The organism is Polynucleobacter victoriensis, assembly GCF_900187875.1.
GTDB classification, from domain to species: Bacteria; Pseudomonadota; Gammaproteobacteria; order Burkholderiales; family Burkholderiaceae; genus Polynucleobacter; species Polynucleobacter victoriensis.
In genome coordinates, this window is the sequence record NZ_FYEX01000001.1 from 573,591 (window position 1) to 594,425 (window position 20,835).

The 20,835-nt window shown below is 37.0% G+C and carries 20 protein-coding genes; 7 read left to right on the plus strand and 13 right to left on the minus strand.

The features are described from left to right. Positions 1–23: 23 nt before the first annotated feature. Positions 24–1,103: a lipopolysaccharide heptosyltransferase I gene (gene waaC, locus CFR83_RS02985; RefSeq protein WP_088812491.1), complete on the minus strand. Its 1,080-nt coding sequence runs from the start codon at positions 1,101–1,103 to the stop codon at positions 24–26. Between the two features lie 76 nt (positions 1,104–1,179). Here waaC and CFR83_RS02990 point away from each other — a divergent pair, with 76 nt between their 5' ends. From CFR83_RS02990 to CFR83_RS03000, 3 genes are read left to right on the plus strand one after another with little or no spacing between them, the layout of a single operon-like run. Continuing rightward, entirely contained in the window at positions 1,180–1,524 is a 345-nt protein-coding gene (locus CFR83_RS02990; protein WP_088812492.1) for a zinc ribbon domain-containing protein YjdM, read from the plus strand. A 14-nt stretch (positions 1,525–1,538) separates the two neighbouring features. Then, positions 1,539–3,008, plus strand: coding sequence for an MBOAT family O-acyltransferase (locus tag CFR83_RS02995; RefSeq protein WP_088812493.1), 1,470 nt, complete (start codon positions 1,539–1,541; stop codon positions 3,006–3,008). A gap of 1 nt (position 3,009) precedes the next feature. Next, a complete protein-coding gene (locus CFR83_RS03000; RefSeq protein WP_088812494.1) occupies positions 3,010–4,017 on the plus strand; it encodes a hypothetical protein in 1,008 nt (335 codons plus the stop codon). 8 nt (positions 4,018–4,025) lie between these two features. Here CFR83_RS03000 and CFR83_RS03005 read toward each other — a convergent pair whose 3' ends face one another. Then, positions 4,026–5,345 carry a glycosyltransferase family protein gene (locus CFR83_RS03005; RefSeq protein ID WP_088812495.1) on the minus strand — a complete coding sequence of 440 codons (1,320 nt, stop codon included), beginning with the start codon at positions 5,343–5,345 and terminating at the stop codon, positions 4,026–4,028. A 59-nt stretch (positions 5,346–5,404) separates the two neighbouring features. On the opposite strand from CFR83_RS03005, the gene CFR83_RS03010 reads away from it, so the two are divergent. Beyond that, positions 5,405–6,130 (plus strand): glycosyltransferase family 25 protein, encoded by a 726-nt coding sequence (locus CFR83_RS03010; RefSeq protein ID WP_088812496.1) that lies wholly within the window; start codon positions 5,405–5,407, stop codon positions 6,128–6,130. A 6-nt stretch (positions 6,131–6,136) separates the two neighbouring features. Next, the gene (locus CFR83_RS03015; protein ID WP_088812497.1) at positions 6,137–7,189 is read left to right on the plus strand and encodes a hypothetical protein; all 1,053 of its coding nucleotides are present in this window, start codon (positions 6,137–6,139) and stop codon (positions 7,187–7,189) included. On the opposite strand, the gene CFR83_RS03020 is transcribed toward CFR83_RS03015, so the two are convergent. Next, positions 7,190–8,098 carry a DUF6492 family protein gene (locus CFR83_RS03020; RefSeq protein ID WP_133062455.1) on the minus strand — a complete coding sequence of 303 codons (909 nt, stop codon included), beginning with the start codon at positions 8,096–8,098 and terminating at the stop codon, positions 7,190–7,192. Between the two features lie 20 nt (positions 8,099–8,118). Continuing rightward, on the minus strand, positions 8,119–9,123 hold the full coding sequence (galE, locus tag CFR83_RS03025) for a UDP-glucose 4-epimerase GalE (protein ID WP_088812499.1): 1,005 nt from the start codon (positions 9,121–9,123) through the stop codon (positions 8,119–8,121). 105 nt (positions 9,124–9,228) lie between these two features. On the opposite strand from galE, the gene CFR83_RS03030 reads away from it, so the two are divergent. Continuing rightward, positions 9,229–9,978, plus strand: coding sequence for a glycosyltransferase family 25 protein (locus CFR83_RS03030; RefSeq protein WP_088812500.1), 750 nt, complete (start codon positions 9,229–9,231; stop codon positions 9,976–9,978). Beyond that, on the plus strand, positions 9,975–11,225 hold the full coding sequence (locus CFR83_RS03035; RefSeq protein WP_088812501.1) for an O-antigen ligase family protein: 1,251 nt from the start codon (positions 9,975–9,977) through the stop codon (positions 11,223–11,225). Before CFR83_RS03030 ends, CFR83_RS03035 begins: the two co-directional genes overlap by 4 nt. Here the strand turns inward: CFR83_RS03035 and CFR83_RS03040 are convergent. The 9 genes from CFR83_RS03040 to CFR83_RS03080 all read right to left on the minus strand — a co-directional run bounded on the left by CFR83_RS03040 (position 11,215) and on the right by CFR83_RS03080 (position 20,822). Beyond that, the gene (locus CFR83_RS03040) at positions 11,215–13,110 is read right to left on the minus strand and encodes a polysaccharide biosynthesis protein (protein ID WP_243383329.1); all 1,896 of its coding nucleotides are present in this window, start codon (positions 13,108–13,110) and stop codon (positions 11,215–11,217) included. The genes CFR83_RS03035 and CFR83_RS03040 overlap by 11 nt on opposite strands. After that, on the minus strand, positions 13,107–13,667 hold the full coding sequence (locus CFR83_RS03045; RefSeq protein WP_088812502.1) for a sugar transferase: 561 nt from the start codon (positions 13,665–13,667) through the stop codon (positions 13,107–13,109). The genes CFR83_RS03040 and CFR83_RS03045 overlap by 4 nt, the downstream gene beginning before the upstream one ends. A gap of 14 nt (positions 13,668–13,681) precedes the next feature. Continuing rightward, a complete protein-coding gene (locus CFR83_RS03050; RefSeq protein WP_088812503.1) occupies positions 13,682–14,821 on the minus strand; it encodes a glycosyltransferase in 1,140 nt (379 codons plus the stop codon). 11 nt (positions 14,822–14,832) lie between these two features. Beyond that, complete coding sequence (locus tag CFR83_RS03055) at positions 14,833–15,705, minus strand: glycosyltransferase family 2 protein (RefSeq protein ID WP_088812504.1); 873 nt, start codon at positions 15,703–15,705, stop codon at positions 14,833–14,835. Between the two features lie 15 nt (positions 15,706–15,720). Next, positions 15,721–16,476, minus strand: a complete 756-nt coding sequence (locus CFR83_RS03060) for a class I SAM-dependent methyltransferase (RefSeq protein WP_088812505.1) — start codon at positions 16,474–16,476, stop codon at positions 15,721–15,723. Then, entirely contained in the window at positions 16,477–17,565 is a 1,089-nt protein-coding gene (locus CFR83_RS03065) for a glycosyltransferase family 4 protein (RefSeq protein WP_088812506.1), read from the minus strand. Between the two features lie 4 nt (positions 17,566–17,569). Then, on the minus strand, positions 17,570–18,367 hold the full coding sequence (locus CFR83_RS03070) for a class I SAM-dependent methyltransferase (protein WP_088812507.1): 798 nt from the start codon (positions 18,365–18,367) through the stop codon (positions 17,570–17,572). After that, complete coding sequence (locus CFR83_RS03075; protein WP_165765044.1) at positions 18,364–19,029, minus strand: class I SAM-dependent methyltransferase; 666 nt, start codon at positions 19,027–19,029, stop codon at positions 18,364–18,366. Before CFR83_RS03075 ends, CFR83_RS03070 begins: the two co-directional genes overlap by 4 nt. A gap of 95 nt (positions 19,030–19,124) precedes the next feature. Beyond that, a complete protein-coding gene (locus CFR83_RS03080; RefSeq protein WP_088812509.1) occupies positions 19,125–20,822 on the minus strand; it encodes an ATP-binding cassette domain-containing protein in 1,698 nt (565 codons plus the stop codon). Positions 20,823–20,835 lie beyond the last annotated feature (13 nt).

Genomic DNA, 20,835 nt, shown 5'->3' on the forward strand with positions numbered 1-20,835 from the left:
TCTTGTGATGAAATAAAAAATAATTAAAGATTTGACTGAATGATGGCGATCACTTCATCGGCAGATGGAGGCTGACCCTTATCACCCAGATTATGAATCTTAGGAGACCAATAACCCTCGGTCTTCCAACGAGGTGAGTCGCAGTACAGCTCAATGGTTGGCATGCCCAAGATGGCGGATAAGTGAGTTAAGCCAGTATCCACGCCAATCGTCATTTGCGCACCGGCGACCAAACCAAACGCATCGCCAATCGAAAAAGAGTTTGGCACAATTGCTTTAGAACCTATCAGCAATTGATGGCCTGATATTTTTTTTGCAAGCTGAGTACTGATCTCTTTTTCTTGATCATTACCCCAAGGCAATATAACTTGAATGCCTTTGGCTAGCAAAGCTTTACCCACAGCTACCCAAGCATCGTCATTCCAACGCTTACTTTTACCTGCTGTGGCATGAAAGCACATCACATAAGGCTTGCTGACATCAAACCCTAGATCAACTCTTGTAGAGGCAAATCCTAATTTGGCAGCATCCACTAAAGATTGCACATAAGACAGCGGATAAAACTGAGGGGGCGATTGCACTCGATCTGGAACAGGCGCATCCATAGCAGAGGCAGTCACCCAGCGAGAGCGATCCACCGCGTGGCAATGAAAAGGCACCTGCACTGAGTCTGTATAAAACTTGCGCGCCCATGGTTCATACCCAGAAAATTCTGTCTGATTTGCCAAACCAAATACTTGTGCTGTTTTTTTAGGATTGGCCAATTTGGTTACCCATGCAGACTTGAGTAAACCTTGGGTTTCAATAATCAGATCGTATTGTGTTGTTTGCAGATTTGCTTTAAAAGCGATGTACTCTTGAATACTTCGAATGAACTCACCTCGCTTGAGCGCCTTTTTCCAGCGACGAAAAGCTAGCGGAATAATTCGATCAACACCCTTGAATTGAGGGCTTGTTTTTAGTGGTTCCAATAAGCCAACATAGGCCTCTTCGACCACCCAATCAATTTGAGCCTCAGGGTGCTTTGCACGCAAATCCCAAACTATGGGTAAGTTATGTAGCACATCCCCTAGCGAGGACAATTTAACAATCAAAATCTTCATAAGCTCTATTTTCGCCTAAATAAGCTATTAACCATATTTTTTCGAAATGATTGCTCTAGAGCGCTAAAATTAGACGATGACCAATACAACAATTCCTTCATGCCCAGTTTGCGGCATGGAAAATACCTATCCCGATGGCGACAACTTTATTTGCCCAGATTGCTCACATGAGTGGTCAGAAGCAGCAAAGCAAGATGAAGTTGAAGAAAAACGCATCCACAAAGATGCTCACGGCAACATACTGAATGATGGTGACACCGTCACGCTCATCAAAGATTTAAAAGTAAAAGGGTCTTCTTTAGTAATTAAAGGCGGGACCAAGATTAAGAATATTCGCCTGGTGGATGGCGACCATGACATTGACTGCAAAGTTGATGGTCAGAGCATGTTGCTAAAGTCCGAGTTTATGAAAAAGGCTTAAGTTAATTAAAAATCATGCTTTTTAATTCTTACGAATTTTTATTTGGCTATCTACCTATAGTTTTTGTACTTTTTTTTGTTATTGCAAAAAATAATCATAGCCAAGCTGCAGGATTTTTAGGTCTAGCCTCTCTAATTTTTTATGCATGGTTTAGCGTCCAATCACTACCGCTATTAATTGGTTCAATTATTGTCAACTACCAATTAGGTTTAAAAATATCCCAATCCCAAAAAAAACAATTCCTAATACTTGGGCTGATTTTTAACTTAACCGTCTTGTCATTTTTTAAATACGCCAATTTTTTTATTGAAAACACCAACTTCTTTATTCAATTAAGTGGCGGACAAAAAATAAGCCCATTAGACATTGCTTTACCAATTGGCATTTCTTTTTTCACTTTCACTCAGATTGCTTTTTTAGTGGATAGCTACCAGGGTAAAGTTAAAGAGAAAAACTTTACTCACTACCTATTATTTGTCACCTACTTCCCCCATCTGATTGCTGGTCCAGTTTTACACCATGCTCAAATGATGCCGCAATTTGCAAGAAAAGAAACTTACCAACTCAACTATCAAAGCATAGCCTTAGGGGTAACCATTTTCACTATTGGGTTAGCAAAAAAAATTCTTATTGCTAACCCAATAGGTGAGTATGCAGACACATTCTTTAATGCCATCACTACTAACTCATCACCAAGCTTTGCAAACTCATGGCTGGGCACTTTGGCATATACATTTCAAATCTACTTTGATTTTTCTGGCTACACAGACATGGCAATTGGCCTATCACTACTTTTTGGAATATCTCTGCCAATCAACTTCAATGCGCCATACAAAGCTACAAACATTATTGAGTTTTGGAGGCGTTGGCACATATCACTATCTACATTTCTACGCGACTACCTCTACATACCACTTGGCGGTAATCAAAAGGGCAACGTAAGACGCTACATCAATCTACTAAGCACCATGGTCTTAGGTGGGCTCTGGCATGGAGCAAGTTGGACATTCATACTTTGGGGTACGGCTCATGGCTTGTTACTAAGCATCAATCATTTATGGACAGATACCGGCTTAGGAAGATATTTCAATAACAAGTGGATGAAACCTTTCTTTTGGGCCTCTACCTTCATCATCATTTGCCTCACTTGGGTCTTATTTAGAATTGAGCAAATAGATCAAGCCCTTCCTATTTACAGAGGTTTATTTGGTTTAAACGGATTCGAAAATGTCAAATTAGACTGGGCATTTGCCACATTAAAGCCCTCAACTTTATATAACCTTTTATTAGTATCTTTTTTGATTATTTGGCTAGGGAAACCCAATCATGAACTCAAAGAATCTCTAATTAAGCTAGATGAAAAAACTAGGCAAATTCCAGTTAAAGTTAAATACTACCTAAGCACCCTTATTTTGTTTGCCATCATGATGTATTGCATTAATCGGGTCGGCAGCTACAACCCATTTCTGTATTTACAGTTCTAACATGAATAATAGAAATTCATATATCAAAAAATCCTGTTATCTGTTCAGTATTTTATTTCTAATATCCACTCCAATTGTTTGGCTATCGTTAACAGAGGTAAATTATGTTGGGGATTTAACAAGAATCGGCAAGCTTTCAGAGAAAGATTTCTCATCAAAAATTATGCAACCCACTATCAAAAAGCATAATTTCATCTCACACCCAATCAACCAGGCAGACGTGCTTGTTATTGGTGATAGTTTTTCAATAAGCCTGGAATGGCAAAGCATTATGTTAGAAAATGGCCTAAAGCCAGCAACCTATCATTGGGATCTGACTGGGCCAGTATGCAAAAATTTTGAAGAGATGGTAGCCTTATCAGGATTTACTGGGAAGCATATTATTTTTGAGGTAGTTGAACTTGGCGTAGAAAATAAGGTGGCAGAATCTCTTAAATGCCAACACACTAAAAAAACTCTGCCCCAAATTAGCACCCATAAAAAAGCCATTTCTGAACCTATCCCAGTCATAAATACGTCAGGTCAATTTGCGGCAGGAATACAAACAAAAATTAACTCTTTACTTTTAAACCATCATCACACTTCATGGCAATTACTCAACAAAAGATCCAAGAGTGCTTATATTTTTCCAATAAACAATGGCTGCAATCTCTTTAGTCATAATCTTTGCAATTTTGGACTTTTTTACCACCAAGATTACAAAAAAAGTTCAGTGAGGATTGAAACGCTGCAAGAAATAAGGAAGATAAATGCTCGCTTTTCAAAGTATCAGGTCAGTTGGTTGGTTATCCCAAATAAATCAAGCGTCTACCAGCGAAATATCCCACTAGACTTTTGGGAAGGAATCGAAATTGGAATGATCGGGCCAAATTTATTAAGCAACTTCATGATGACTAAAACAACAATTAAAGATCTCTATTTGCCAAATGATACCCACCTATCAACCAGCGGTTACTTGCACTTAGGTCAATTGATGTATGCCTTCTTAAAAATGAAAAGTGCTGAATGATCAGCACATCACTTAATATCTGAAACTTTTTTAAGAATTTGGCTGACTGCATATTTTGGTGAAACGGGCTGAAACAGGGGAACCTTTAAAGATTTTTTTTGCCAATCTCCCCATATTAACTGTAGCGTCCTCAATATGGATTTTGGATCTTGCGTATGACTCAAATACCCACCACGCACAGACAACATTTGATCTAACTCCTCATTACGATTTGTAATCCCCCAAATTGGCCGATTAGTCCAAAAATAATCGTATAACTTAGATGGTATATATTCAGCACACCACTCATCCTTACCATGAAGCCCTAAAAGAACATCACATCCTCTCATTATTTTCATAATTCGTTCACGACCAGTTTCGCCAGTACTGGGATCGCTTTCAACTCTGCCATGAAGATTTATGATTGACTGCATTTTTAGTTTATGTACAGCGTGCTTTGAAATTTCGTCCAACCCTGCACCATAAATATTCAATCTAATGTAGTTAGCAGCTTCTGGGAATTGCTCAAACAACTCTTTCAACGCATACAAAACCGGCTCCAAAGATCTATCTGCAGCAAGAGACCCAAAGTGAGCTATATTTAGATGGTCACCGTACTGATGTACAAGTGGCAAAGGTAATTTGCAGCCAGGCGGTTCTGAGCCTGGAAAAATAACAAAGCCTTTATCACCCAACTCCAAATTACGTTTCTTAGCATAACTTAGAGCACCGTTAGTAAACCACCAAGCATAGTCAACATCCTTGCAAATCAAAGTTTCTAATCGCTGTAAAAAACGAGCATCTTTAGCCCGACATGCCCCTAAACCATCATCGTATGAATCAACGCGGATAACCATAGGATCATGTATCTCTGCAACCCAAGGTATCTTTGTAATTTTTTTTACTACCCAAGCTGCATAATGTGCAGACCAAGCTCCGCCAGATGAATATATCAAGTCAACACGCTGCTTTTTTATCAAAAAAATTGCTTTTAGTGCTGCAGGCAAAGCCCAAGATGATTGACTAGACAACCCAACCAAAACTCTCTCAATTATTACAAAAGGTAATAATGCTATAGAAACAATTGGTGTGCATATTTTATATGCCGCACCACGGCCAAATTTAGTGGCAAACCAATGTCTAAAATCAAAACGTAAGCCTGATGGCCCCCAAGGCAGCAGCTGATAATGAGGTATATGACGATCCTTCTCACCAGTGACCGCGCTTATTATGATTGGCTCAATTCCCTGCTCTAGCAGATAAGGAATTTTATCTGTCACAGTTAAGCTAGATGCTCTGCCATCCATGTTATACGCATGAGAGATGATCAACCATTTTTTATATTTCATAGATACCAAGATGTTAGTGCTGTAACATTCAACATCATACACACAGACAACGCAAATCAATGACTATGCAAAATAATTTACTGATCGTGGTTATTTCACTAACTGGAGCTACAGCTAGGCGAAATTCTGCTCAAGATCAGTTAAAACAATCGAATCTAGACTGGCAATTTTTAGATGCCGTGGATGGTAGATTATTTGAAACGCCCCCGGAAGAATACAACGAGAAGAAAGTTAAAAAACTTCTTGGCTTTAGCTTAAGCCCAAGTGAAATTGGTTGCTTTTTATCTCACAAAAAAGCTTGGCAACTATGCTGTGAGAGAAATCAGTCATTATTAATATTAGAAGACGACTTTCAGATACCGACATCTTTTGATAATGTCGTCAATGACATCTTATCAACTCCTGTCAATTGGGACATTATTAGATTGCAAGGAATTTCAAAAACAGATCATGAATTTATTCATAAAATTAATGAAACACACTCTCTTGTAAGAAATAATCATGATCCATTAGGCACAACTGGATACATAATAAAACCCAAAGCAGCTGCAAACTTATTAAAACATAGCAGAAATATTTTTGAGCCAGTAGATCACTTTTTAGAACACGCCAAATACCATCAAGCAAATATTTTTGCTATCAAACCATACCCTATTAAGTCATCAGAAGAACCCACAACAATTGAAGATAGACCTGATCGACTCCCCATCAGAGGTATAAAAAAGATTAAACGATCTTTTTATAGAATGCTCGATCGTTTTTTTAGCAAAAAACCGTGGCTTTAATTCACTATGAAAATTTCATTTCACACAGAGGGTATCAGCTTACGAGGGACCGAGATCGCCCTCTATGATTATGCCAAATACAATCAAGAAATTCTTGGAAATCAATCAATTATCATTCACAACGCAAATAATCCAACACACCCTAAAGTTCTAGAAAAATTCAAGTCGCAATTTCCAGTATATGGCTATCATGAATTTAGGGACGCCCAAAAGCATGCGGAAAATCAAGGTGTGGACATTGGTTACTTTATTAAATTTGGTGAAAATGATGCCAAAACATTCAAGCACTGCAAGTCAGTAATACATACTGTGTTTCCGCAGCATCACCGCGAATTTCATGGTGACATTTACGCCTTTGTTTCGAAGTGGCTAGCCAAAGAATATTCGAATCAAAAATTACCTCATGTTCCACACATAGTGGAAGTTCACCCAACCAATGAAAATATGAGAAAAAAATTGGGCATTCCTGAAAATGCTACAGTTCTGGGATGCTACGGTGGCTCTGATAGCTTTAACCTAAAGTTTGTACAAAAAGTTGTCGATGAGGTCATTAATACTAGAAGTGATCTTTTTTTTATATTTATGAATATTGATCGCTTTATTAACCATCAGAGAGCGATTTTTTTACCTGGAGACTCCGAGCAATCAGTTAAAGCTGAATTCATTAACACAACAGATGGAATGATTCATGCTAGAGGAATTGGAGAAACATTTGGTCTAGCATGTGCTGAGTTTTCAATGAAAAATAAGCCTGTGATTACCTATGCATTCTCACCACAAAGAAGTCACATTGATATTCTTGGGTCTAAAGGTATTTTTTACAAAGGCCATAAAGATTTAAAAGAAATTCTGTTGGGATTCAATAGGACGATTCAACATGATAAAGACTGGGATGCGTACAGCACACTCTTTAATCCATGTGTAGTCATGAAATCATTCAAAGATGTATTTATTGACACCCCATCACATCATAAATTAAATGACTATGACAAGTTAATTGTTCAAGGCTATAGATTTAAAAAGAAAATCAGGAATTTAGTGAAGAAAATATATTTATGATTAAGAGAAAAGTTTTAAAAAATAAAATTTAAAGCACCTCCACATGCGCGATAAATATGACTTCCTTTTTGCCTGATCACCGTAATCCAAACTAAAGTCCCAATTAGACTGCTTGAGATATCCTAAATATGTGGAACCAGAAGCATCTCCATAAAAATTCATTTCAGAGAAAAATTGCCAATCATAATGGTAGACTTTCATTAGCGGACCAATAGGATACAAATCTATGGCTTTATATGCCAATAGAGATTCACCATACCATCTCAACTCTGATGGATTCGCAATGATTGCATCCCAAAAACTAATGCCCCGAGGGATTAGATAATACTTTTCCAAACTTTCCCACACTTTAGATGACCAGATTACTGGTGTTGGACCAAAGTCATATATACGACCCTTACGCCCAAATAAACTCATCATCCTAATTGAATCTGCATTGTAGTTTTCAACAACCTTAGTTTTATTCTTACTTAGTGCAAACTCTAAAAAATCTTTATTTTCATGCAGTACTGTGTAGGGCGAACCATCCACATTGACAAAATCAGATATATAAAAATCATGCGTAAACACTGATTCAGAATCTAAGCATAAATAATTAATTGGCTCAGGAAATAATTTCCAAAACTGACTTTTTACTATCTGCTGGCTGAGCCTTCCATCCGTTTTTTTGTAAAGCTCTAAATAGCTCCGACCCAATTTTTCAATAATATCTTCATCTTTAATTAAAGTGATTGAGGAGTCACCCTCACACATAAATTTTTCGTTAAAAAAATCGTAGTCAACTTCTGGTATGCAAAGATAAAAATGTATCTTGTCTTTATTATGTTTAAGAACACTTCTCCAAAGATTAATAACACGCAAATAATCTCCAGAATAAGACTTACACAATAAAAAAAAATTATTATTCAAATTAATTCACCCTATACCAATCAATACCCATTTGGATTATTTTTTTGCCAACGCCAAACATCCTCACACATATCTTGAATCGTCAGTCTTGCATACCAATTAAGCATTTTTTTTGCGGCATCAACATTGGCGTATGAAGTTGCAATATCTCCGGGTCGCCTGTCAATAATTCGGTAAGGTATAACTTGCCCAGTTGCAATCTCAAAAGCCTTAAGTAATTCCAAGACACTAGTGCCCTGCCCTGTACCTAAATTGACCGTTAAGGATTTTTTATCCCTCAATAAATAGTTGATAGCAGCAACATGTCCTTTTGCCAAATCTGAAACATGAATGTAATCACGAACGCCAGTACCATCAATAGTCAGCCAATCCCCACCATAGATTGATAAATAATCACGTCGCCCGACAGCCACTTGAGCAATGAAGGGCATTAAGTTGTTAGGTACACCCATTGGATTCTCGCCAATCAATCCGCTCTGGTGTGCGCCCACGGGATTGAAATAGCGCAAATATGCTACTTTGAATTTGGAATCTAAAAGCTCATAATCTCTTAGCACCTGCTCACACATCATCTTTGTCCATCCATATGGATTAGCTGGCCCCAAGGGCATATCCTCGAGGTAGGGAGTAGGATTTTCTGGGTGATATACAGTGGCTGAAGAGCTAAAAACAAAATTTTTACAAGAAAACTCGGAACAAATATTTAATAAATTAATAATTCCACCAACATTATTCTTGTAATATTTCATTGGCTTTTGAACTGACTCGCCCACTGCTTTTAAAGCAGCAAAATGTACCACCGAATCAATTGGATACTGCTGGAATACTCTTCTTAAACTTTGCTCATCACAAACATCTGATTTCACAAAAATAGGGGGGATTTTAGTAATTGATCGTATTCTATCCAACACTAAATCGCTCGAGTTGCAAAGGTTATCAAGACCAACAACATCATAGCCAGCATTTAACATTTCAACCCAAGTATGGGATCCAATGTAACCAGTCGCCCCTGTCAATAGAATCATAGTAAATTAAGTAGGTATAAAGGTGAAGTAGAAGGTCAACACAGGAACTAAGCTCATTGAAGTCTGACCTATAATGTTAATATTAACAAATAAAATCTAAATAAAGTGTCAACATCATTTCCGCCAATTTATGTCCTTTCTGTTAAAACATTTACAGATAGGATTAATCACATACAGAATGAACTAAAAAAACATAACCTACAGTTTGAGTTTATTTTCAATTATGACGTTTATGATATTGACGAAAAAACAGATAAGCAGTTTTTTTTAAAAGACTCAAATCTTTCACCAGCTGCTAAATCTATTACCCTCAAGCATATCACCGCTTGGAGAAATGCAGTTCTCAACAACTATAAACAAATTTTGGTTTTTGAAGATGACGTTGTACTAAACAAAAACTTCACCAAGAATTTAACCAAACTCCTAGAAGAAATCAAAAAAATACCACAGGAGTACTTAGTTTTTTTAGGTGGCGCAGATACAAAAGTGCCCAAAGAATTTTTCCTAAGCCATAGCATCTTATACGAACTCAATATGCCTACAGCTGAGGGCTACATCACTGACCTACCTGCCATACAAAAAAGATTGGCATGGCTGGAATCAAACAAGATTTATCTGCCCGCAGATCATGCAACTGTAAAAATTGATAATGACTGCAGGATTAAGCAATATTGGGTTAGACAACCATTAATTACACAGGGCAGCGTATTTGGTCTGTTTCCCACCACTCTAGATAAGAGCAGGAGCCAAAAGAGTCCTATATTAAATAGGCTTATTTTTGAATGGAAAAAACTCAAGAGAAGAACCTTGCCGCAAACTTTCTACAACATCACAGGTATCTTTAGAAAAAAATGAATACGCCAGCTGTCAATTCTCTTGAAGCTAAACAATTAAAACTTGCTCAATTGATCACGATTGGTCTTTTAATTGCTTTATTTTTTTCAGCGCCAGCCGTTAATTTTTTTGAAGCTTTATTAGTCATCACTGTAATCACTTCAAAGTTTCTTAGAGCGCGACTTGTCGAAAGCCTCCGGTCTCCTCTGTGTATTGCCGTTTTACTTTTTTACGGCATTATTATTTTTTCTGCGACCTATAGCATTGCGCCCCCGAACATAACCTGGGGCATGGTCAATGGTTGGAGAAAAATACTCATATTGCCATTTGCTTATGCAGCAATTTTTTCTTCACCCCAAAAAGAACTTTTAGTCAAAATCTTCCTAATCACATCAGCGATCTGTCTAATCTGGTCTTTTTTAAGCTACCTTTTTCCGGAGAAATACTTCTACACATCATCAATAGGGATTGTGATTAAAAATCATGCCACTCAGGGAATTTTTTTTGCAATTGCGATTTTTTTAAGCTTACCAACATTAGCAAAAAATAAATCGCTCCTTATGAAAATATTGTCAGTTACTTTTATTATTCTACTTTTACTAAATATCACAACTATCACTACAGGCAGAAGTGGCTATCTAGCGACATTAGTTTTAATTTTGTTGTTTACGTTACATAAAATTAACCGCACAAGCTTAACGAGAAAAATTATTTTTCTGACATTAATCTGTGCAATAACAACAGCTTTATTCTTGTCCGCTCAAACATCCAGAGAAAGAATTAAGCTAGGCATACAAGAATTTACTCAAGTAAAGAGTGAGGGTGATGCTGGATCTATGGGTGTACGTTATTACTGGTGGACTCATAGCATCAATATGATTAAAAAAAATCCGTTATTTGGATTAGGAACCGGATCATTTGAAGAAGCATTAAATCAAGAAATTAAAGGTTTAAATGGCCCAGCAGCCACAAAAACAAATGATCCACATAACCAGTATTTAAAGATAGCAGTAGAGCAAGGCATCATTGGTCTACTTGTTTTTTTGGGGATAATTTTTTCTGCCATTAAATCAACGAATGTGACGCCAGTTTACAAATTAATTGGATTAAGTGTATTAGCCAGTTGGTGCGCAACAAGCCTGGCAAACTCACACTTTTCAACATTTCATGAAGGGCACTTTATTTGGTTTTGGCTAGGGGCTATGCTGTCTAGAGAAGAAATTTATAGCCCTAAAAATGATCAGGGCTCATCCCAATCTATACACTAGCGTTATAACCAATAACTATACGACTCAATTGTTTTTTAATAATCATATGATCGTTAGCAAGTAAAACGTTATTTAATTCTGTCAACAATATCTCAAGCTGGCCCCATGAAACATAACTTTCCTTTGCCATCATAATCCTAGAATGATTAGTAGGCTCAGGATTATCGCCAATCAGTAATTCTTCATAGAGTTTTTCACCAGGCCTTAACCCTGTCACCTGAATTTCTATATCTCCATGAAGATTTTCCTCATCTCTCAAACTCAAGCCAGATAGCTCAATCAATTTCTTGGCCAAATCCAAAATCTTCACAGGCTTACCCATGTCTAATATGAATACTTCACCACCCTGAGACATTCTGGCTGCCTGTAAAACCAATTGGGCGGCCTCAGGGATGGTCATAAAATATCTAGTGACTTCAGGATCAGTCAATGTAATGGGACCTCCATCTTGAATCTGCTTCCTAAAGAGAGGAATCACAGATCCAGAAGAGCCTAATACATTGCCAAATCGAACCATTGAAAAACAAGTTCTTGAACTTCTATCTGCGAGAGCCTGAAGAATCATCTCAGCAATACGTTTACTTGCCCCCATCACATTAGTTGGTCTAACAGCTTTATCGGTACTAATCAGAATAAATTTCTCAACCTCTAATTCGTGCGCAATTTTGGCAAGATGAAGAGTTCCCCAAACATTATTATTAATTGATGTGGCAATATTAGATTCAACGAGAGGCACGTGCTTATACGCTGCGGCGTGGTAAATAATCTGAACTTTTTCTAACTTTAAAATATCAAATAGATTCTTCTGATCTAAGACACTTGCCAGCTTAGGAACTATGTTGATTTTTAAATCTTTTTGCTTGATCAAATCAGAAAGCTCTTGCTCGATAGCATATAAATTAAATTCGCTGTGATCCAAGAGGACTAATTTTTCAGGCCTCAGAAGAATAATTTGACGACACAATTCACTACCAATAGAGCCGCCAGCGCCAGAAACTAAAACAACCTTGCCCTCATGTAGCGCGTCATTAGTATCGAGTGCTAGAGCAACATCTCTGCCTAATAAATCATCAATATCGACTTCTCTTAAATCACTTAGATGCAATGTGCCATCTGCAAAATCTGCAAGATTAGGAACTGATCTGACATGTACATGATGCCTTGATAGTTCAGCCAAAATCTCACTTCTACGCGACCGCCTAATGGAAGGCAATGCCAATAAAACATCAGTCACACCAGCCACTTCTTTCAAGCGCAAAAGTTGGTTTGCTCCATAAACTTTTAAGCCATCAATCATGCCACCCTGCAATATTTTATTATCATCAATAAAACCAATGACCGTCATGGTCTCGGCAGCTCTGATTGAATATGCAGCTTGCCGTCCAGACTGTCCGGCTCCGTAAATCAAGACTTTGGGACGCTTCTGGTAAGCAAAAATATTCCGATAAACTTGACCCAGTAGAAATCTAGCCGAGAACCTGCTAGCACTGACTAGTAAAAAAGCCAAGATTGGTTGAATGATGCTAATACTACGTGGGATTTCTTCCGGCTTAAAAAATAAATTGAGCGTGATAAATAAGGCGATGCCATAAAAAAATGATGACTTAGCTATTGCAATAATTGTAAATTGACCTGCATAACGAAAAATTGCCTTATACAATCGAAAAGCGATAAATGTAGGCAAAGAAAATAATAAGGCTAAGTAGTAGGCCCAATACTGACTGTCTTTCGGTAATATCCAGCTATCTAGTCGTAATGAAAATGCTAACCAGGTCGCCAATAAAATAAGTAGCCCATCAACAACTAAAACAAAAGTCTTCTTAAGCGGCCTAGGCAACTCGATAAATAGATTTTGCAAAAAAACTGGTGTATTTTTTTTACTCAATGGGCCACCCCATCACTTTTAATCACTTTCAACACCGTCAACCCAATTATTTTTATATCAAATAGTAATGACTGACGTTGCAGATACTGCTGATCATAAGAAACTTTTTCTTGGTCACTGAGATCATCACGACCATTGACCTGCGCCCATCCAGTTAAACCAGGCCTCAACATATCAATTCCAACTAAGGCCCTCTGCCGAATTAACTGCTCTTGATTAAATAAGGCTGGTCTAGGCCCTACAATCGACATCTGACCTCGTAAAACAGATATTAGTTGCGGCAACTCATCCAAACTAGTTTTTCTTAAAAATCGACCCCAAGGTATCAAATATTGCTGAGGATTGATTAATAAATCTGTGGCAACAGTTGGCGTATCAAGCTTCATGGTACGAAATTTTGGCATCAGGAAAATTACACCACCCCTGCCAATTCTTTTTGACCAGTAAATTACGGGAAACCCAGAACTAATTAGCACCACAAAAAAAACTAAACCATAAAGAGGCAGCCAAACAGGAGCAAAAGACATGACTAGCAAGATATCAAAGAATCTTTTCATAGCGACAATTATCTCTAATTTTTAAGCAATCCCCTCATAAAATTGATATAGCGATCGCAAACCATAGTTTTCTCATAGTTCAAAAGAGAACGATTCCTTGCAGCAATCCCTAAATCTTCACAATATGCAGAGTCATCTGCAAGCTTTAACATGGATTTTTTCAACGCAGAGATATCACCAACTGGAAATTGAATACCTGTGACGCCATCAATTAATGCATCATTGATTCCATAAATATCTGACCCAATAGTTGGGATTTCACATGCCGCAGCCTCTAGTATTGAGATAGGAAAACCCTCACGATAACTAGGTAAGCAGAAAAAATCTGCCAAAGAATAATATTTTTCAGCATCACGTACAAAATCTAATAGTTTGTATGTATGTTCATAACCCGCCAGCTTAGATCGAATCAGCTGGCTCAAGCCAAATTCATCGGGGCCGACAATCAATAGAAATAAATTGGGTGATTCTTGATGGGCCAACTTAAATGCATCCACCAAATCTAAAATACCCTTATCTTTATTAATTCGTCCCAAAAATAAACAAACGCGAGCCCGCAATGGAATAAATAAATCAGATCTGAGCGTTTCCTTAATCTTTTTATTAGGTTGAAATTTTTTAAAATCAACGCCACAAATAGATCCTGAACCAAGAACTTGAATTTTCCCCTTATTCACCACTCCCTGAGATTCCAGATAGGTCTTTTCAGAAGATCCAACAGCCAAAACTGAAGTAGCAAGTCGGCCCGTCAACTGATCGAGTGTTTTCAACAAAAATCTGCCCAAGCCTCGTTTTGATGCCCAGACTTCGCCCTGAAATATAAATAAACGACATCTAACGCGGCAAATACAGGATGCCAGCATAGATATCAATCCAGCTTTAGGGCCAATGCCCCAGACTAAATCATATTTATTCAACATTAGATGCTTAATCAATATGAGCAGTACTGTAATATCTGAAAAAAGATTAATTTGACGAGTGATTGGAAAGTCAATCACTTTGACCGGCAACCCCATGTCAGGGGTAAATTTTTCATTATTTAAATTAACCAGCAAATTAACCTCTGAAAAATCAGAAAGGCGACAAAGATGTTCCCTAAAGAAAAAATGAATAGTTAATGGAGTGGTGCAAACGATACATATTTTTTTCTTCATAAAACTAATATCTAACGGCGTAGGTCAAGCATTAGGCAAGAAAAATTTTTTTTCTCATCACAAAGTACGGGGTCATTTTTTTTAAATAGATTTCTAGCAATCGTTAGGATTGGTAAGCAATCACTAATTAACTTTATAAAAGTTCCTAAGAAATTAGCCACGTTACAAAAGTACATTTTTTTCTCTAGAAAAAAACTATTTTTTGCAAAGAATAAAGACTTTCTTGCAACAAATTTCTTTTGAATTGACTGCTCTGAATATCTGTAGGCCAACAATGTATTTGGCAAAGTATGATACCTGCTATTAAGACTGGCCCTAACCAAGAGTTCCTGATCTTCTGCTCTTTCCACCTCAGGAAATTTATATAGATGATTTTTAAACCACTGACTCTTACCCATCCATGATGGGTGTGGCATAGGTATGTGAGACCATACCATATTTTTAATTAACTTTTCATGCGTCTCTTCAAAGGGTAAATATCCCAGCACTTCATTCTTACCCCCACTAAAAACAACACACTTAGTCGCCAGCAAGTCAACTTCAGGATTCGCCATAAGAAATTTAACTTGCCTTTCAAATCTATCCACATAAGAAATATCGTCACCATCCATTCTTGCAATGAACTCACCGTTTGACAAACCAATGCCCAAGTTGAGACTATAAGAGAGACCCATATTTTTATAATTTTTGAATATCTTTAAGCGCTCATCTCTTATACCCTTCAAAAAAGATAGCGATTCATCCGTAGATCCATCATCAATTAGTAACAATTCAAAGTTATTATATGTCTGCATCAATATAGATTTGACAGCTAAAAATAAATCTGGCCCAGCGTTGTACGTTGGCAAAATAACACTAATCAGGGGACTTAATTTTTCAGACATACTATTAATAATGTCTTACTGTGTTGTACAAATCGCCCATATCTCACCCCAAATTAAATATTTTTTTGAAATTTTTAAACCAGCGTCATCAACTTCATGATCAAACTCAGAAATTGTATGTTCAATTTTGTGATCATCATCTGAGAAGTAATTCACCCCAATTTTTTTTCTCATTGGCATTTGCCAATCCCGTTCAAATAATGGAACTCTAATTAGCATTCTTGATGCTCGTGTTGATTTTATTAATTGCTTTAAGAAAGCAACCCTATCATCAATATGCTCAAGTACGTTTGATAAAACAACAACATCAAACTTATTCTGAAATTTATAATGTAGTACATCCGCTTGTATATAAGATAAATTACTAAATTTTTCGGAATTGATTGCCTGAGTTAACCTCTCACTTGATGAATCAATACCCACAACATGAGAAGATGGAAAAGTATTTGCAATACTTCTGGCAACAGCACCATAGCCACAACCAACGTCCAAAACAGAGTCGCCATCTCTAATTTCATTAATGAAAAATTGATGGTACTTAGTCAAGTCATGCTTTGGATGGATACCATTACCATAAACAATTGCACGCTCATTAATGATCCAATCAATAACATCTCTATAAAAAAAAGATTGCTTCAAACCGTTCACCGGATTTGAGCCACGTGTATCAATAACTAATATTGATTTAATCAAAAATCTTCTCAAAGGCGATGGAATGGTTCGCCAAATAAATGAGGTTAGATTAACTATTAATATAAATATATTATTCATTTATTTAACTAAAAAATGGTGAAAAATTTTATTATGCCTCTGTAACCAGTTTGTAATTTCAAACTTATCAACAGCACGTTTTCTTGCGGCAATACTCATTTCAGCATGATTTTTAGATACATAAATCATTGCATCAGCAAGATCATTGACACTAGGAACATGATTAATATCATCCCAACCTTGAGGCACCTTCAACGGAACACCAGCCTGATTACCAACCATCTCAGGAACGCCGCCGCTATCTGAATAAATAATTGGCAAGCCTGATGACATTGCCTCAATAACTGTATTAGGGCATGAATCATTGTATTTAGTCATAATAAAAGCATCTGCTTGAGCATATAGGCTTGGAGCATTTTTTTGCTCATACTGACCCAAAAGACAGATATTCTGATGGAAGCTATCATAGCTTCGCACATATTCATCTATAGCCTTTTTTAAATTTGGACTTACTCTACCAGCAATTAATAATTTAGCTTGCAATCCACTGTCTCTAGCAAGCCTAAAACCGTCGATTGCATTAAATATGCGATAACCAACATCATCACTCATGTTACCTGCTACCAAAAAAGTAAAAGGTCTATTTTGATATAACGTAGGTATAAATATTTTTGTATCCACAGCATTAAATAAAACTTCACCAGGCCCTTCTCGAAAACCCAAAAATTGATTTGCAGCATTTTTACAAAAAGTACTTTGCCAAAAAACATAGTCTGCATGGTGATAAATAATTGACATTTTCTTATTCATAAAACGCCAATCACCAGAATACCAGCCGGGATAAAAAATACCATTTTGATTAACCAATAATGGAATATTTTTTCTTTTAATTGCTTTTACAGCAGATTGATTTAAGTAGGCTGCATTTGAGAGTGCATAGATAACATTATAATTAGTCAGATGCTCTGGAAAAACTTGCTGTAATCGTGCAACCTTGACGAGTGGGCCACCCAAACTTCCCGATCTTGCCCCAGCATAGAATAATTTGGGGTGAATAGGTCTATCCTTCTTGCAAGTAAAAACAGTAAATGTAGTCCACGCTGACACTATTAAGCACCACATAGAACGTATGCTGTTTTTTAAATGCATAAAATTAATTTAATTTAGCACTCTTTTTTGCTGCCACATATAACATGTGGGCAAAAATAGAAGCTGGGCATACTGGCGCCAAAAGAGCTGCAAGAACTCTAGAAAATCTCCAAGCATGGGGCAAGCCAATCGCCCCCTCCAAAAATCGCAGAACACCCTGGCGCTTATGTATTGGTGTGATATGGATTACCTCAAATCCAGCTATATTTAGCTCTCGAATTAGCTCTAGCTTTGTAAATCGATATTGATAAAAACGTGTATCGACTGAGAATTTTTTCTTTGCGGCTGCCTCGCCGAATGCATGCCTTAAATTATCAAATGGCACAGTCAAAAAAAGTAAACCATCTGATTTTAAAATTCGTCGCGCCTCCAAAATGCAATCTCGAGGACCAGACTCAAAATGCTCAAAAACTCCCCATGAATAATAAAAATCAAAATGATTATCTGGAAAAACTGTAGAACGTATATCAGCCACAACCCAATTACCAAAAGGAAATAGTTGTTGGAGAAGCCCAACAGTTTTTTTACTGATATCAATACCAGTACAATTTAACCCAAGCGAACTCAGTGCAAGCACCCACTGACCAAGACCACAACCACCATCTAAAACTCGATAATCTGATGGATTGCTTTTTGTAATGTACTTTTTGAGTAGCTTGTACTCTTCTTGTCTAAATACCCTATCAAATTTTTGAGTTGGACCACCTGCTCGATCCCAGACGCCAGTCCAATACTTCTCAATAAAGTCTATTTCACTATCTTGATCATCAAGATCTACCAAAGATATGTAATCTTTTCTCAATGGTTTACCTGTTTTTTAAAAAGAATCATTGCCTGAACAGATTCCCCAAAGTCACCATTTAATTTTTTAGGCAACACATCTGAATATGCAATCACATTAAATCGAGTGCTTACGCGATCCCGCATCGCAACAGGATTGATAAATAGGCTGCAATCCCTGAGTATGAAATCTTTTTCCGAGGTTACTTTAATTCCATCACTCTGATTTTTTCCAAAATAAATATGCGCAACCCCATCTGTAGACAAAATTCTGTCTATTTGATCCAAGTAAAAATCAACCTCATCCATGGAATCAAAATGCTGAAAAACAATGAAACTATAAACAAAATCAATGCTACCGTCTGGGACTGAGTCAATTTGATCTCTATGAAGTAGAGTGAAATTTTTAATTCCTTGGCTATTTAAAAATAACTTTGACATCTCAAAGTTATGATGAATATCAACCCCGTAAACATGGCCAAAATCTTTTGCTGACTGAGACAATAATCGCCCCCCACCAAAACCAATTTCTAGGGCATTTTTTTTCGGCACAAACTTGAACTGCTCTACTTGTTTAAAACGTCCATCCCAATCGATTTCAGCATTCCTCAAGGACTCATCGACTGATTTAGCCGCATCAAACCAATTTAAAAAAGAGGCCATGTCATGAAACTGGGAGGGCATTCCCTCCCATGAATCTTTTACCCTTAGCGATCTGCCAAAAAATCGAAAAATTTTCGATTTCAATATACTCAAATAGAGTCTCATATATTTCCCAGTTATATTGTTGGCAATGTCAAATGTCTATCAGCTATACGCAATAACTCTTCTCTATGAGTAACTGCAACTATAGTCATACTAGATTTTAGCTCAGCCAAGGTGTCTACCAACGCCACTTCAGCCTTTTTATCTAAGTTTGCTGTAGCCTCATCCAATATTAAAATTGTTGGCTTTCTCAACAAAGCTCTAGCCAAACCTAAGCGTTGTTTTTGCCCTGCAGATAGTCCCTCCCCCTGCTCAGTCAACTGATGCTCAATACCAAGAGGAAAATCAAAAATGTATGAGCATCCAGATTGATTAATAACTGATTTTAGCTCTTCATCTGTACATGACCGCTGACAACCATACAGAATATTTTGGCGAAAAGATCCTGCAATCACAAAGTTTTCGGGGCCCACATAGCCAACAGCATTTAACAACTGAGGTCTAGCCTCATCTATTAAAAATGATTCAGATTTAGTCTGAATATATATCTGCCCATGTGTGGGCTTAACCAAACCGAGCATAAGACTTAAGAAAGTACTCTTACCGGAGCCTGATGGACCAGTAATAATCAATGCCTCACCAGGCATGATATCCATTGATAACTGACTTATTACATCAACTCCATTTTGATAAGCATACGAAACACCCTCAAACCTCCAACCTATCAAACCACCAAACAATTTGGGATCTTTCCCACCCTCTACCCAATCGTCAGTCCAAGACCTCATTTCATTCCAACGATCCCAAACAGCCAAAAATCTAGGTCTAGTTAAACTCAAATATGATGCAAGATTTGATACCTCACCTGCATTTTGAATAAATCTTATAAACAAATAAAAAAACTGCACCAGGACCACATCTGCTATTAACTCTCGATCCTTACTAATTAAGATAACAGCACACAAAAGCCAAATACCCAAAACTTGAGGGAAGGTATGTTTCATACCAACCCAAAAATGATACTTCTTATACTGAGTCAAATACTCTGATAAATGAATATCCACCTCACGAATTTCCTTCTTATAAAGCCCATGAATATGCAAGAACAATATATTTTTCACACCCTTAATTATTTTTTCTATAGAAAAATCTAACTCACGATGAATACTATTTGATGCTAGCCTAACCTTTTTAGTGATAAATTTTGCTGGGAAAAAAACTAGCATAAGCATTGCAATTGATAATATAGTTACCTCAACAGACAACTTAATTAAAGCAACTAAAAGCAATGTCATCACCAACAATCGACTAACGCTACCTAAACATGAAGAAATGAAGTTGCTGGCACCAACAATTTTTTCATTAAACATACTGGAAACGTCTGCCACTTGTGCCGAGCGATTACTTAAGGACCAGTTCAAAAGCCTTTTTCTACTCAAAGTTTCGAACTCAACGGAAATGATGCTAGCACTATATGTTTGAAACCAAACTAAAATACTCCTGGTACTAATCACTACCAAAAAAAATAATAAGGCTTCAAACAAAGATAATTCCCATATTGACAAATCTATAGCATTTGTAACTTTTTGAGGATCACCAATACCCAGCGCAAAAAGAAAATACTGTATTGAATATGCCATTAAAAGCTCTATGATGAATATCATGGCACCAACAATTACTGATAAAAATCCAAGTGCTAAGATTTTTTTTCCAAAAAATTCTGCGCCTTTTGAGAAAAATTTATTAACATTCGGAAAGTGAATTGTTTTCATTACTTAGCTTTCT

Bases quoted from the DNA above. Each gene is read 5' to 3' on its own strand.
- waaC (WP_088812491.1), bottom strand. From the start codon at position 1,103: ATGAAGATTTTGATTGTTAAATTGTCCTCGCTAGGGGATGTGCTACAT.
- CFR83_RS02990 (WP_088812492.1), top strand. From the start codon at position 1,180: ATGACCAATACAACAATTCCTTCATGCCCAGTTTGCGGCATGGAAAAT.
- CFR83_RS02995 (WP_088812493.1), top strand. From the start codon at position 1,539: ATGCTTTTTAATTCTTACGAATTTTTATTTGGCTATCTACCTATAGTT.
- CFR83_RS03000 (WP_088812494.1), top strand. From the start codon at position 3,010: ATGAATAATAGAAATTCATATATCAAAAAATCCTGTTATCTGTTCAGT.
- CFR83_RS03005 (WP_088812495.1), bottom strand. From the start codon at position 5,345: ATGAAATATAAAAAATGGTTGATCATCTCTCATGCGTATAACATGGAT.
- CFR83_RS03010 (WP_088812496.1), top strand. From the start codon at position 5,405: ATGACTATGCAAAATAATTTACTGATCGTGGTTATTTCACTAACTGGA.
- CFR83_RS03015 (WP_088812497.1), top strand. From the start codon at position 6,137: ATGAAAATTTCATTTCACACAGAGGGTATCAGCTTACGAGGGACCGAG.
- galE (WP_088812499.1), bottom strand. From the start codon at position 9,123: ATGATTCTATTGACAGGGGCGACTGGTTACATTGGATCCCATACTTGG.
- CFR83_RS03035 (WP_088812501.1), top strand. From the start codon at position 9,975: ATGAATACGCCAGCTGTCAATTCTCTTGAAGCTAAACAATTAAAACTT.
- CFR83_RS03045 (WP_088812502.1), bottom strand. From the start codon at position 13,667: ATGAAAAGATTCTTTGATATCTTGCTAGTCATGTCTTTTGCTCCTGTT.
- CFR83_RS03050 (WP_088812503.1), bottom strand. From the start codon at position 14,821: ATGAAGAAAAAAATATGTATCGTTTGCACCACTCCATTAACTATTCAT.
- CFR83_RS03055 (WP_088812504.1), bottom strand. From the start codon at position 15,705: ATGTCTGAAAAATTAAGTCCCCTGATTAGTGTTATTTTGCCAACGTAC.
- CFR83_RS03060 (WP_088812505.1), bottom strand. From the start codon at position 16,476: ATGAATAATATATTTATATTAATAGTTAATCTAACCTCATTTATTTGG.
- CFR83_RS03065 (WP_088812506.1), bottom strand. From the start codon at position 17,565: ATGCATTTAAAAAACAGCATACGTTCTATGTGGTGCTTAATAGTGTCA.
- CFR83_RS03075 (WP_165765044.1), bottom strand. From the start codon at position 19,029: ATGCCCTCCCAGTTTCATGACATGGCCTCTTTTTTAAATTGGTTTGAT.
- CFR83_RS03080 (WP_088812509.1), bottom strand. From the start codon at position 20,822: ATGAAAACAATTCACTTTCCGAATGTTAATAAATTTTTCTCAAAAGGC.